Raw genomic sequence first — 12625 nt, forward strand, 5'->3', positions numbered from 1 at the left:
GCTGAGAACTTTCGTGTCGTGTGTGTACGAGCTCTACGGGCGGCGCAGCGCGTCGGCGCCGCCGACCCCGGCCGTGAGCGTCTGGACGCCGTCCACGTCGGACTTCGCCGGAGCCGCGGTCTCCGACTCCAGGAGGTGCTTGCCCAGCAGCTCCGGGTCGGGCAGCTCCATCGGGTACTCACCGTCGAAGCAGGCACGGCACAGATTCGGCTTGGCGATCGTGGTCGCCTCGATCATGCCGTCGATGGAGATGTACGCGAGCGAATCGGCGCCCAGCGACTTGCCGATCTCCTCCACGCTCAGCCCGTTGGCGATCAGCTCCGCGCGGGTGGCGAAGTCGATGCCGAAGAAGCACGGCCACTTGATCGGCGGGGACGAGATCCGGATGTGGACCTCGGCGGCGCCGGCCTCTCGCAGCATCCGGACGAGGGCGCGCTGGGTGTTGCCGCGGACGATCGAGTCGTCGACGACCACCAGGCGCTTGCCGCGGATGACTTCCTTGAGCGGGTTGAGCTTGAGTCGGATACCGAGCTGGCGGATGGTCTGCGAGGGCTGGATGAAGGTCCGGCCGACGTAGGAGTTCTTGACCAGGCCGGAGCCGTAGGGGATACCGCTGGCCTCGGCGTAGCCGACGGCGGCGGGGGTGCCGGACTCCGGGGTCGCTATCACCAGGTCCGCGTCGGCCGGCGCCTCGGCGGCCAGCTTGCGGCCCATCTCCACACGGGAGAGGTACACATTGCGGCCGGCGATGTCGGTGTCCGGGCGGGCCAGGTAGACGTACTCGAAGACACAGCCCTTGGGGCGGGCCTCGGCGAAGCGGCTGCTGCGCAGACCGTCCTCGTCGATGGCGACCATCTCGCCGGGCTCGATCTCCCGGATGAAGCTGGCGCCGCAGATGTCGAGGGCGGCGGTCTCGGAGGCCACCACCCAGCCGCGCTCCAGGCGGCCGAGGACCAGCGGGCGGATGCCCTGCGGGTCGCGGGCGGCGTAGAGCGTGTGCTCGTCCATGAAGCAGAGCGAGAAGGCGCCCTTGACCTTCGGCAGGACGCGCGGTGCGGCCTCCTCGACGGTCAGCGGCTTGCCGTCCTCGTCGACCTGGCCGGCCAGCAGGGCCGTCACCAGGTCGGTGTCGTTGGTGGCCGCGACCTGGGTCGCGCGGCCGCCCTCGCGGGGCAGGGCGGCGACCAGATCCGCCAGCTCGGCGGTGTTGACCAGGTTGCCGTTGTGGCCGAGCGCGATCGAGCCGTGCGCGGTCGCACGGAAGGTCGGCTGGGCGTTCTCCCACACCGAGGCACCGGTGGTGGAGTAGCGGGCATGGCCCACGGCGATATGGCCCTGGAGGGAACCGAGCGAAGTCTCGTCGAAGACCTGGGAAACCAGGCCCATGTCCTTGAAGACGAGGATCTGGGAGCCGTTGCTCACCGCGATGCCCGCGGACTCCTGTCCACGGTGCTGCAGCGCATACAGCCCGAAATAGGTGAGTTTGGCGACCTCTTCACCCGGAGCCCAGACACCGAAGACGCCGCAAGCGTCCTGGGGGCCCTTCTCACCGGGGAGCAGGTCGTGGCTGAGTCGTCCGTCACCACGTGGCACGGCACCGAGTCTAGGGCAGGTCGCGCATTCATCCGAACCGGGGATGGCCGCGCAACTGGAGAAGTGCATGAATGCGGCCGGGGTGAGTTTGACGTGGCCACGATCGTCGGGCCGGTGGCCGGCCGGCCGGGACCTCGCCGCTCCCGGGCCGAGTGCCGCCCCGGCCGCCGCGCTGAACTGCGTTTTCTTCACCGCTGAGCGGATTGCGGCGCTCCGCTTCTCGCTTCACCGCGGTCGCCCGTTGTGCGGCCATGGCGTCACTTCCCCCGGGTTTGCCGCTCGCGGTGTCCTCCCCGTCCGTGTGAGATACGCGACGTGCACCGTCCGCCGCCGGGCCCGGCTCGGACCGGCACGGCCGGATCAGCTCATGACGGGCAGATACCCGCCGATGTCGGCCCGCTCGCCGCCGGCGCTGACGCGCGCCGCGTCCACCGCCTCGGCCCAGGTGGTACGGCCGGTGGCCAGCCGTATCCAGGTCAGCGGGTCGGTCTCGACGACATTCGGCGGGGTGCCGCGGGTGTGCTTCGGCCCCTCGACGCACTGCACCACGGCGAACGGCGGCACCCGGACCTCGACCGAGCCTCCCGGCGCGCGGGCGGCCAGCACATCGGCCAGCAGCCGGGTCGTATTGGCCAGTGCCTGGCGGTCGTACGGGATCTCCTGGCCGGTCGCCGCCGCGAGATCGTCGGTGTGCACGACGAGTTCGAGGCAGCGGGTGACCAGGAAGTCGGACAGCCGCATCGCGCCGGGGACGACGACCATCACCCGGTCATCGGGCTCCGGCCCGACGACCTCGGTGTACTCCGCCGCGGTGCGCTCCAGCAGGTCCACGGGCTCGTGGGCGGCGGCCAGGGCGCGGCTGCGCTCGTCGACCGAGGAGGCGAGCGGGGCGGACGCGGACGGCCACTCCAGCAGGGTGGCCTCCGGCCGCGGCGGGGCCGGCTGCGCGAGGCTGCGCGCCACCGCGCCCACCGCCATGGCCAGATGCGCCACCAGCTCCCGCACCGTCCAGTCGCCGAGGCGGGTCGGCAGCGCGAGCTGCTCGGGCGTGAGAGCGCGTACGGCGTCCCGGACATGACCGAGCTGGGCCGCGACGGCGGCGCGGGTCTTCTTCGGGTCGTACTGACGGGCGCGCGGCTTCCGGGCGGCGGGTGGCATGTGGATCAGCCTATGCGGGACCACTGACAGTGCCCTCGGTTTCCGCCACCGCCGCCGGGGCCGCCTCGAAGATCTCGCCGTTGGCCGGGACGCCGATGTCCTGCCAGGTGAAGGGAAGCCCGTCGGCGGTTTTGCAGTCGACGGCGTCCATCAGCTGGAAGTGGACGTGCGGTTCGGTGCTGTTGCCGGAGTTGCCGCACTGACCGAGCTGCTGCCCGGCCCGGACCCGGTCCCCCGGGCGGACGGTGAGCGAGCCACGGCGGACATGGGCGTAGAGCGCGTAGGTGCCGCCGCCCAGGTCGAGGATCACGTGGTTGCCGATGATCCGCCGGGCGCCGCCCAGGGTGCGGCCGATTCCCTCGACGAGGAAGAAGTAGACGACCGCGGGCCATGACGTGCGGCTGAGGTGGTCGCGCTGGCGGTCGTCGGTGCGGACGACGGTGGCGTCGGCGACAGCGAACAGGGGCGCGCCGAAGGCCGGGAAGTCCGCATTGCCCCGGGCGAGGGGCCACCAGCCGAAGCCGGGCCGGGCGCCGGGCTCGGGCTCGGCCACGATGTCGATGGCGTACGCCTGCCCGTAGGCCCGGGTGCCGTGGCTGGGGACCTTGTCGGCGGGACTGTTCTGCGCCTTCCAGCGGCCGGTGACCGGCGCGGCGGTCACCACCGGCTCGGGAGCGGACCCGGTGACGCCCGCGGCCTTCGTGCCGGACCTCCGTCGGTTGACGCCGAATCCGATCAGCAGCCACAGGACGAGCGGAATCCAGGTCAGCCAGTACGCGAAGTAGTCGACGAAGACGTTCGTGACGACCATCCCGATGAAGGTCAGCAGGCAGAGGCGGGCGGCGAATGCGGAGAGCTTCCGTGCGGACGTGGACGGCATGTGTTTCCCCCTGGGGTCGGCTCGGCCGGGTGTCAGGGCCCGGCGGCGGTCAGCATCACCAGCAGCGGTACGACGCGGTCGGTGGGTACCTCGTAACGGCCGCGGGCGGCCGTGCGCAGCCAGCCGGCGGCGGTCAGCTGCCGCAGGTGGTGGTAGATCTGGCCGGTCGTGCCCGTGCCGTCGAGCTCGGTGAGTTCGGCGGCGGTGCAGCGACCGCCGAGGATCTCGCGCAGCAGCCGCAGGCGTACGGGCTGGCCGAGCGCCGCGAACGACTCGGCGGCGTCGGCCCAGTCGCGTTCCAGCACGGTGTCGGTGATCAGGCCGTACTGCCATTCGTAGCGCTGTCCGCCCGGAGTCCGCACCGCGCCGGTGAACAGCACTCCGCCGTTGTCGGCGCCCAGCTCGGCGAGCTGGTCCTTCAGGCCCCGCAGGGCCCACAGCGCGTCATCGGGATCGCGCTCGGGCGCGGGTGCCGGCCGGTCGGCGACCTGCTCGAGTGCCGCCAGGCGTCGCTCCAGCTCGGACACCCGCTGTTCGAGATCCATGATGAGAGATTACGTAACTACGTAATTCCTGGCAACCGTGCTGCCCGGTACGGAAAGTTGTCCGGCACGGAAAAGCGGCGACGGCCCGCCCCCTGGTGGGGACGGGCCGTCGGACCGTCATACGGGGGCGGAGTGCACCGCCCGCCCGGCCTCAGGCGATCAGGCCCGGGATCGTCGCCTCGTGCGACTCCTTCAGCTCGCTCAGCGGGATGCTGAACTGCCCCTGGACGTCGATCTCCGCGCCGTCGATCACGCCGATCCGGGTGGCCGGCAGGCCCCGAGCACCGCACATGTCGGTGAAGCGGAGCTCCTCGCTGCGCGGGACGGCGACGACCGCACGGCCCGCCGACTCGGAGAACAGCAGGACGAAGGGGTCCAGCCCGTCGGGAACGACGAGGCGGGCGCCCTTGCCGCCGCGCAGGCACGACTCCACCAGCGCCTGGATCAGACCGCCGTCGGAGAGGTCGTGTGCGGCGTCGATCATGCCGTCACGGGAGGCCGAGATCAGCACCTCCGCCAGCAGCCGCTCGCGCTCCAGGTCCACCTTCGGCGGCAGACCACCGAGGTGATCGTGCACGACCTGCGACCACGCCGAACCGCCGAGCTCCTCGCGAGTGTCGCCGAGGAGGTAGACCAGCTGGCCCTCCTCCGCGAAGGCGATCGGCGTACGGCGGTTCACATCGTCGATGACACCGAGCACCGCGACCACCGGGGTCGGGTGGATCGCCACCTCGCCGGTCTGGTTGTAGAGCGAGACATTGCCGCCGGTGACGGGCGTGCCCAGGGTCTGGCAGGCGTCGGCGAGACCGCGGGTGGCCTCGGCGAACTGCCACATCACCGCCGGGTCCTCGGGCGAACCGAAGTTCAGGCAGTCGGAGACCGCCAGCGGCTTGGCACCGGACGCGGCGACATTGCGGTAGGCCTCGGCCAGCGCCAGCTGCGCGCCCGCGTAGGGGTCGAGCTTGGCGTAGCGCCCGTTGCCGTCGGTCGCGAGCGCGACACCGAGGTTGCTGTCCTCGTCGATGCGGACCATACCGGCGTCCTCCGGCTGCGCGAGGACGGTGTTGCCCTGCACGAACCGGTCGTACTGGTCGGTGATCCACGCCTTGGAGGCCTGGTTGGGCGAGGCCACCAGCTTCAGGACCTGCGCCCGCAGCTCGTCCGCGGTCGCCGGGCGGGGCAGCTTGGCCGCGTCGTCGGCCTGGAGGGCGTCCTGCCAGTCGGGGCGCGCGTACGGGCGCTGGTAGACCGGGCCCTCGTGGGCGACGGTGCGCGGCGGCACGTCCACGATCTGCTCGCCGTGCCAGAAGATCTCCAGCTGCGAGCCGTCCGTCACCTCACCGATGACGGTCGCGATGACATCCCACTTCTCGCAGATCTCCAGGAAGCGGTCGACCTTGCCGGGCTCGACGATCGCGCACATGCGCTCCTGGGACTCGCTCATGAGGATTTCCTCGGGCGAGAGGGAGGAGTCGCGCAGCGGCACGGTGTCCAGCTCGACGCGCATACCGCCGGAGCCGGCCGAGGCCAGCTCGCTGGTGGCGCAGGACAGCCCGGCGCCGCCGAGGTCCTGGATGCCGTCGACCAGGTCTTCCTTGAAGATCTCCAGGGTGCACTCGATGAGCAGCTTCTCCTGGAAGGGGTCACCGACCTGGACGGCGGGGCGCTTGGTGGGCTTGGAGTCGTCGAAGGTCTCCGAGGCCAGCACGGAGACGCCGCCGATGCCGTCGCCGCCGGTGCGGGCGCCGTAAAGGATGACCTTGTTGCCCGCGCCGGACGCCTTGGCGAGGTGGATGTCCTCGTGCTTCATGACGCCGATACAGCCGGCGTTGACCAGCGGGTTGCCCTGGTAGCAGGCGTCGAAGACGACCTCGCCACCGATGTTGGGCAGCCCCAGGCAGTTGCCGTAGCCGCCGATTCCGGCCACCACGCCCGGCAGGACGCGCTTGGTGTCGGGGTGGTCGGCGGCACCGAACCGCAGCGGGTCGACGACGGCGACGGGGCGGGCGCCCATGGCGAGGATGTCGCGGACGATGCCGCCGACGCCGGTGGCCGCGCCCTGGTAGGGCTCGATGTACGAGGGGTGGTTGTGGGACTCCACCTTGAAGGTGACGGCGTAGCCCTGGCCGACGTCGACGACACCGGCGTTCTCGCCGATGCCGACGAGCAGCGCGTCGTTCTCCGGGGCCTTCTCACCGAACTGCTTCAGATGGACCTTGCTGCTCTTGTAGGAGCAGTGCTCGGACCACATGACCGAATACATGGCGAGTTCGGCGCCGGTGGGACGGCGGCCGAGAATCTCCCGGATGCGCTGGTACTCGTCCTGCTTCAGGCCGAGTTCGGCCCACGGCTGGTCGGTGTCCGGCGTCTCGGCTGCGTGCTTGACGGTGTCGAGAGTCATGCGTTGACCAGCTTCTTCAGGATCGAGGTGAAGAATCCGAGGCCGTCGGTACGGCCCGTACCGATCAGCGGCTCCACGGCGTGCTCGGGGTGCGGCATGAGGCCGACGACATTGCCCGCCTCATTGGTGATGCCGGCGATATCGCGGAGCGAACCGTTGGGGTTGCCGTCCAGGTAGCGGAAGGCGACCCGGCCCTCGGCCTCGAGCATGTCGAGCGTGCGCTCATCGGCGACGTACCGGCCGTCGATGTTCTTCAGCGGAACGCTGATCTCCTGGCCGGACTCGTAGTCCACGGTCCAGGAAGTCTCCGCGTTCTCCACCCGCAGCTTCTGGTCGCGGCAGATGAAGTGCAGATGGTTGTTGCGCAGCATGGCGCCGGGCAGCAGGTGGCTCTCGGTGAGCACCTGGAAGCCATTGCAGATACCCAGGACGGGCATACCGGCCTTGGCCTGCTCGATAACGGTCTCCATCAGCGGCGAGAAACGGGAGATGGCCCCGGCCCGCAGATAGTCGCCGTACGAGAAGCCGCCGGGCAGCACCACGGCGTCGACCTGCTTGAGGTCCTTGTCGCGGTGCCACAGCGGCACCGCTTCGGCGCCGGCCACCCGGACGGCGCGCTGGGTATCGCGGTCGTCGAGCGTGCCGGGGAAGGTAACGACTCCGATCCGCGAGGTCATGAGTCGACCCGCACGGTGAAGTCTTCGATGACGGTGTTGGCGAGGAAGGTCTCGGCCATCTCATGGATGCGAGCGAGGGCGGCCTCGTCGACCGGACCCTCCACCTCAAGTTCGAAACGCTTGCCCTGACGGACGTCGGCGATCCCCTCGAAGCCCAGGCGTGGCAGTGCGCGCTGCACCGCCTGCCCCTGCGGGTCGAGGATCTCCGGCTTGAGCATGACGTCGACTACGACGCGTGCCACTGGCACTCCCGGTGGTGTGGTGCGTAAGGCGGTGTCCTCACAGTACCGTGTTCGAAAATCTACGCGCATAGATATACAGTGCACCCGATCACGGTCCGGTATCGGCAGGAGTGCACCGGAGGAAAAATCCTCGAAAAGATCCGGGGTCCGGATTGCGGGAAGACACGCTGACGAAATTAACTGGGCTTCACAATGCAATGCCCATCGCTGTACAAATGAAAAAGCATTGATCCCAATCAGCCGGATCCGGAGCATCACCCCATGTCAGCAAGGGGTTGCTCCACGAAAGGACCGATATCCGTGGCGCAGCGCGTAGTAGTAACGCTCTCCGATGACATCGACGGAGGAGAAGCCGCAGAGACGGTCGCCTTCGGATTGGACGGGAAGTCGTACGAGATCGACCTCAATCCCGCCAATGCGAAGAAACTGCGCGGTGCCCTCGCTCCGTTCGTCGAGGCCGGCCGCAAGCGGGCCAAGTCCGGCAAGGCCTACCACCGGACCGCGGTGACCCCCGACCCCGCGGCCGTCCGGGCCTGGGCCCGCTCCAACCAGATGGACGTCCCCCCGCGCGGCCGGATCCCGAAGAAGGTCTACGAGGCCTTCAACGCCGCCAATCACTGACCGAGTTACCGGCATCCCTCGGCCCGCGCGCAGCCGACTTGCACAGCACCCCTACTGATCAGCTAGAGTCTGGAGCACGCCGAGGGGCGAGGCCGAAAGGCCGGACCTCACGGAGTCACGCGGGTGTAGCTCAGTAGTAGAGCGCCCCCTTTCCAAGGGGGAGGCGCAGTGTGCAATCCCTGTCACCCGCTCTGACTGCTCGACCTTCCTAAAGGATCAGGTAGAGTAGCTGTCGCGCCGCTCGGTGAAAGCCGAGTGGATGCCTGCGGACGTAGCTCAGTTGGTAGAGCGCAACCTTGCCAAGGTTGAGGTCGCGAGTTCGAGCCTCGTCGTCCGCTCAGATAAAGAAGGCCCCGGTCATTGCGACCGGGGCCTTCTTTTTGTGGCGCCACATCGTGCCGATCCCCCTTCCCTTGCTCCGCGCCTTGGCAACTGACATTTGTCATCAGCTGCGATGACAGCCCGCACTGCCCGGAACCTTGATCCGGCGGAACGCTGGTCTCATGAACATCGGGGAGAAAACCATCGGGGGCGTCGGCCGCGGCGGCGCCAGAAGCGCCGGTTCCGGAGCCGGTGTGATCGAAGTCACCGGGCTGCGGAGGAGTTACGGTATCGCCGGCCGGCGGACGGACGGTCGGCGGGAACGGGGCGGGCGCAGCGGGGAGTCGAGCGGGCCGAGCGGGCCGCGGAGCTTCGAGGCCGTGCGCGGTATCGACTTCTCCGTCGAGCGCGGGGAGCTGTTCGCGCTGCTGGGGACCAATGGCGCGGGCAAGACCTCCACTCTCGAACTGCTGGAGGGCCTGGCCCTGCCCACGGCCGGACAGGTCCGGGTCCTTGGCCATGACCCCTTCCGGGAGCGGCGCAAGGTGCGGCCCCGTGTCGGCGTCATGCTGCAGGAGGGCGGCTTCCCCTCCGAGCTGACGCCCGCGGAGACCGTGCGCATGTGGGCGGGGTGCACCAGCGGGGCGCGTCCGGTCGACGAAGCCCTCGGCTCCGTGGGGCTGGAGCGGCGCCGCGATGTCCGGGTGAAGCAGCTGTCCGGCGGCGAGCGCCGGAGGCTGGATCTCGCGCTGGCGCTGCTGGGGAGGCCCGAGGTGCTGTTCCTGGACGAGCCGACGACCGGTCTGGACACCGAAGCGCGCCATGCCACGTGGGAGTTGGTCCGCGAGCTGCGGGACTCCGGGACCACGATCGTGCTGACCACGCACTATCTCGAAGAAGCCGAGGAGCTGGCGGACCGGCTGGCGATCATGCACGGCGGGCGGATCGCGGCCGCGGGCCATGTCGCGGACGTGGTCGCCGCGCACCCCTCGCACATCTCCTTCGAGCTGCCCACCGGATTCCATCTCGGCGATCTCCCGCCGCTGGGAGAACTGGGCGTCATCGGCCACGAGACGGACGGGCGCACGGTCCGGCTGCGGACGGACGAGCTGCAGCGGGCCGCGACCGGCGTACTGCTCTGGGCGCAGGACAAGGGGATAGCGCTGGGGAATCTGGACGTCAGATCCGCATCCCTGGAAGAGGCATTTCTGCACATCGCAAAGGGGCTGGAGAACGCATGAGTGCAAGCGTGAGGGAAGCCGGCGTCGCCGAGCGCGCCGGAACGGCCGGGGGGACCGGCGCCGCGGCGCGTCTTCTCTCCCTGGGGCGGGCCGAGTTGACGCTTCTCGGCCGCAACAAGACCGCGTTGACGACCGCGTTGATCATCCCGGTCGCCCTGGCATTCGCCATGAAAGGGGCGGTCAGTGGAATGAATCTGTCCGGCACCGGGCTGTCGGTCGAAACGGTGCTGCTCCCCGCGACCCTCGGTTACGTCCTGATCTTCGCCGTGTACTCCAACCTCACCGGCTCCTATGTCGCCCGGCGTGAAGAACTGGTCCTCAAACGACTGCGTACCGGTGAGCTGCGGGACCTGGAAATACTGACCGGCACCGCGCTCCCGTCGGTACTGATGGGACTGGGGCAATGTGTCCTACTGGTGGTCCTGGGCGGCCTGGTGCTGGATGCCGGTCTGCCCACCGCGCCGCATCTCCTCATCGCAGGAGTGGTGCTCGGCATGGCCGCGGTCGTGGGGTTCGCCGCGGCATCCTCCGTGCTCGCCAAGTCGGCAGAGGCCGCTCAGCTTGCCGTGCTCCCCTTCATGATGCTGTCGCTGGCGGGGTCCGGGATGGTCGTCCCCCTGGACATCCTTCCGGAGCGGGTGGCGTCCGTGCTCGAACTGCTCCCGTTGTCACCGGCGATGGAGCTGATACGGGCCGGCTGGACCGGCGGCGGGGGCCTCAAGGAGACACTGGGGCAGGTCATCACCGGCTTGGCCTGGACCGGGCTCGCGTTGTTTGCTGTCCAGCGGTGGTTCCGCTGGGAGCCGCGTCGCTAGCAGTGCAGGGCGATCGGGACGACGGGGGCGGGCAGCGCATGATCGAAAAGCTACGGGCGATATGGCGGCGGCGGGGTCAGATGGCCATGGTCGACGCCTACTTCCGCAGCAGTCTGTACCTCCTCCCCTGGCTTCCCGTGCTCATGGGGGTGGCGCCTGTGATGAGCCAGACGGGGGGCAGCCCTTTGGCGGTCACCTTGGCCGGTGTCGCCATGGGGCTGAATCTGGCGCAGGGCGCGCTGGCCGTACCGCTGTTGAACCGCGCATTGAACCGCTATCTGGAACGGGGGGCGACACCGCGCACCCTGCTGTTCGTCTCGGGGGTGCTGGCCCTCGTCGCCGAGATCGCGCTGTGGACGCTGCTGACCGTCGAGGGAGCTGCCGACAAGGACAGTGTGAGTGCGGTGGCGCTGGCGATCGGCGCGACCCTGACACCGTTCTTCATGGCCCACAGCCTGGTGGTGTCCAAGCGGAAGTTCCTGGCCGCGCTGGCCGGCAGCGCGGCGGCGTCCATGGCGTTGCTCTTCCCGCTCACAGGTTCCTGGCTGGGCTCGCTGGGCATGGCGTGCCTGTTGCTCTTCGCCGGTATATGGAGCTTTGTGCTGGCGCGGCCCACGGGCTGGCTGCTCGGTGTGATCTGGAAGCTGGATGCGGCACGCGGCACCGAGACGCGGCTCGCGGTCGCCGAGGAGCGGCTGCGGTTCGGCCGGGATCTGCACGATGTGATGGGCCGGAATCTGGCGGTGATCGCGCTCAAGAGCGAGCTGGCGGTCCAGCTGGCGCGACGGGAGCGGCCGGAGGCCGTGGAGCAGATGGTGGAGGTGCAGCGGATCGCCCAGGAGTCACAGCGGGAGGTCCGGGAGGTGGTGCGCGGCTACCGGAAGGCCGATCTGCAGGCGGAGTTGGCGGGGGCCCGCTCCATCCTGCGGGCGGCGGGGGTGGACTGCCGTATCGAGGGCGAGGAGGGGGCTCAGCTGCCGCCGGAGGTGGAGTCGGCGCTCGGCTGGGTCGTCCGCGAAGGCACCACGAACGTCCTGCGGCACGCCGTGGAAGTGCGGCGCTGTGCGGTGCGGACCCGGATCGACCCGCACCGCTCGGTGCTGGTGATGACCATGGAGAACGACGGTGTCACCAGTCCGCCGGACGGGTCCGCGGCCGGCTCGCTCCCCGGCAGCGGCCTCAAGGGACTGCGGGAACGGCTCAGCCCCTTGGGCGGGAGCCTGACGTCGGGCCCGGTCCCGAACGGCTTCTTCCGGCTGACGGTCGAGCTCCCGGTGGGGGCGGCGGGTGGGTAGCAGGGGCGGGGTGCGGAGTGTCGGTGCGGGCGGTCGCAATGGGGTGGAGGGGCGGGGTGGCGGGGTGAATGAGGGGGTGATCCGGGTGTTGCTCGCGGATGATGAGCACCTGATCCGTGGGGCTCTGGCGGCGCTGTTGTCGCTGGAGGACGATCTGCAGGTGGTGGCGGAGGCGGCGACGGGGCCGGAGGCGCGGGCGATGGCCCGGGCGCATGAGCCGGATGTGGCGGTGCTGGATCTGCAGATGCCGGGGGCGGACGGTGTGGCGGTGGCCACATCGCTGCGGGACGAGGTGCCGGGGTGCCGGTCGATGATCGTGACGAGTCACGGCCGGCCGGGGCATCTGAAGCGGGCACTGGAAGCGGGGGTGCGGGGCTTTGTGCCGAAGACGGTGTCGGCGCAGCGGCTGGCGGAGATCATCCGCACGGTGCATACCGGAAACCGTTATGTGGACCCGGAGTTGGCGGCGGACGCGATAAGCGCCGGGGAGTCACCGCTGACGGTCCGGGAGGCGGAGGTACTGGAATGCGCCGAGGCGGGGGCGCCCATCACGGAGATCGCGGCGCGGGCGTCGCTGTCGCCGGGGACGGTGCGGAACTATCTCTCGTCGGCGACCGCGAAGCTGGGCGCGGAGAACCGTCATGCGGCGGCGCGCATCGCCCGCGAGCGGGGTTGGCTATAGTGGACCCCGCACCGCGCGACGGCGACTGATTTCAGGAGCTTTGCGCGGAGCATGCGGACGTAGCTCAGTTGGTAGAGCGCAACCTTGCCAAGGTTGAGGTCGCGAGTTCGAGCCTCGTCGTCCGCTCAGATAAGGGAAAGACCCCGGTCGGTGA

12 protein-coding genes and 3 tRNA genes are annotated in these 12625 nt (G+C 69.7%); 8 read left to right on the forward strand and 7 right to left on the reverse strand.

Translation table 11 applies throughout. From position 1 onward, the window contains the following. Positions 1 to 33 precede the first annotated feature (33 nt). The 7 genes from purF to purS all read right to left on the reverse strand — a co-directional run bounded on the left by purF (position 34) and on the right by purS (position 7496). Positions 34 to 1593, reverse strand: a complete 1560-nt coding sequence (purF, locus tag NUT86_RS19580; RefSeq protein ID WP_018092655.1) for an amidophosphoribosyltransferase — start codon at positions 1591 to 1593, stop codon at positions 34 to 36. A gap of 360 nt (positions 1594 to 1953) precedes the next feature. After that, complete coding sequence (locus NUT86_RS19585) at positions 1954 to 2751, reverse strand: maleylpyruvate isomerase family mycothiol-dependent enzyme (protein ID WP_274736722.1); 798 nt, start codon at positions 2749 to 2751, stop codon at positions 1954 to 1956. 10 nt (positions 2752 to 2761) lie between these two features. After that, on the reverse strand, positions 2762 to 3631 hold the full coding sequence (locus NUT86_RS19590; RefSeq protein WP_159487623.1) for a M23 family metallopeptidase: 870 nt from the start codon (positions 3629 to 3631) through the stop codon (positions 2762 to 2764). A gap of 32 nt (positions 3632 to 3663) precedes the next feature. Continuing rightward, complete coding sequence (locus tag NUT86_RS19595) at positions 3664 to 4176, reverse strand: ArsR/SmtB family transcription factor (RefSeq protein WP_159487621.1); 513 nt, start codon at positions 4174 to 4176, stop codon at positions 3664 to 3666. 151 nt (positions 4177 to 4327) lie between these two features. Continuing rightward, entirely contained in the window at positions 4328 to 6577 is a 2250-nt protein-coding gene (gene purL / locus NUT86_RS19600; protein WP_159487619.1) for a phosphoribosylformylglycinamidine synthase subunit PurL, read from the reverse strand. Continuing rightward, positions 6574 to 7254: a phosphoribosylformylglycinamidine synthase subunit PurQ gene (purQ, locus tag NUT86_RS19605; protein ID WP_018092650.1), complete on the reverse strand. Its 681-nt coding sequence runs from the start codon at positions 7252 to 7254 to the stop codon at positions 6574 to 6576. Before purQ ends, purL begins: the two co-directional genes overlap by 4 nt. After that, the gene (gene purS / locus NUT86_RS19610) at positions 7251 to 7496 is read right to left on the reverse strand and encodes a phosphoribosylformylglycinamidine synthase subunit PurS (protein WP_042151546.1); all 246 of its coding nucleotides are present in this window, start codon (positions 7494 to 7496) and stop codon (positions 7251 to 7253) included. Before purS ends, purQ begins: the two co-directional genes overlap by 4 nt. A 300-nt stretch (positions 7497 to 7796) precedes the next feature. Between purS and NUT86_RS19615 the strand changes: the two genes are divergently transcribed. The 8 genes from NUT86_RS19615 to NUT86_RS19650 all read left to right on the forward strand — a co-directional run bounded on the left by NUT86_RS19615 (position 7797) and on the right by NUT86_RS19650 (position 12597). Further along, positions 7797 to 8117, forward strand: a complete 321-nt coding sequence (locus NUT86_RS19615) for a histone-like nucleoid-structuring protein Lsr2 (protein WP_026170169.1) — start codon at positions 7797 to 7799, stop codon at positions 8115 to 8117. A 119-nt stretch (positions 8118 to 8236) separates the two neighbouring features. Next, positions 8237 to 8308, forward strand: a tRNA-Gly gene (locus NUT86_RS19620). A 74-nt stretch (positions 8309 to 8382) separates the two neighbouring features. Next, positions 8383 to 8455, forward strand: a tRNA-Gly gene (locus NUT86_RS19625). Between the two features lie 165 nt (positions 8456 to 8620). Further along, on the forward strand, positions 8621 to 9679 hold the full coding sequence (locus NUT86_RS19630) for an ABC transporter ATP-binding protein (RefSeq protein WP_274736728.1): 1059 nt from the start codon (positions 8621 to 8623) through the stop codon (positions 9677 to 9679). Beyond that, positions 9676 to 10494, forward strand: coding sequence for an ABC transporter permease (locus NUT86_RS19635; RefSeq protein ID WP_274736730.1), 819 nt, complete (start codon positions 9676 to 9678; stop codon positions 10492 to 10494). Before NUT86_RS19630 ends, NUT86_RS19635 begins: the two co-directional genes overlap by 4 nt. Before the next feature lie 38 nt (positions 10495 to 10532). Beyond that, positions 10533 to 11789: a sensor histidine kinase gene (locus NUT86_RS19640; RefSeq protein ID WP_026170167.1), complete on the forward strand. Its 1257-nt coding sequence runs from the start codon at positions 10533 to 10535 to the stop codon at positions 11787 to 11789. 79 nt (positions 11790 to 11868) lie between these two features. Continuing rightward, positions 11869 to 12471: a response regulator transcription factor gene (locus NUT86_RS19645; protein WP_026170166.1), complete on the forward strand. Its 603-nt coding sequence runs from the start codon at positions 11869 to 11871 to the stop codon at positions 12469 to 12471. A 53-nt stretch (positions 12472 to 12524) separates the two neighbouring features. Beyond that, positions 12525 to 12597: transfer RNA gene (locus tag NUT86_RS19650), tRNA-Gly, on the forward strand. Positions 12598 to 12625: the final 28 nt, after the last annotated feature.

Source organism: Streptomyces sp. G7(2002) (genome assembly GCF_028870195.1).
Classification (GTDB): domain Bacteria; phylum Actinomycetota; class Actinomycetes; order Streptomycetales; family Streptomycetaceae; genus Streptomyces; species Streptomyces nigrescens.

Excerpts from the sequence above, each read along its gene's own strand:
- NUT86_RS19595 (WP_159487621.1), bottom strand. The coding sequence starts at position 4,176 with ATGGATCTCGAACAGCGGGTGTCCGAGCTGGAGCGACGCCTGGCGGCA.
- NUT86_RS19585 (WP_274736722.1), bottom strand. The coding sequence starts at position 2,751 with ATGCCACCCGCCGCCCGGAAGCCGCGCGCCCGTCAGTACGACCCGAAG.
- NUT86_RS19635 (WP_274736730.1), top strand. The coding sequence starts at position 9,676 with ATGAGTGCAAGCGTGAGGGAAGCCGGCGTCGCCGAGCGCGCCGGAACG.
- purQ (WP_018092650.1), bottom strand. The coding sequence starts at position 7,254 with ATGACCTCGCGGATCGGAGTCGTTACCTTCCCCGGCACGCTCGACGAC.
- NUT86_RS19590 (WP_159487623.1), bottom strand. The coding sequence starts at position 3,631 with ATGCCGTCCACGTCCGCACGGAAGCTCTCCGCATTCGCCGCCCGCCTC.
- NUT86_RS19630 (WP_274736728.1), top strand. The coding sequence starts at position 8,621 with ATGAACATCGGGGAGAAAACCATCGGGGGCGTCGGCCGCGGCGGCGCC.
- purL (WP_159487619.1), bottom strand. The coding sequence starts at position 6,577 with ATGACTCTCGACACCGTCAAGCACGCAGCCGAGACGCCGGACACCGAC.
- NUT86_RS19640 (WP_026170167.1), top strand. The coding sequence starts at position 10,533 with ATGATCGAAAAGCTACGGGCGATATGGCGGCGGCGGGGTCAGATGGCC.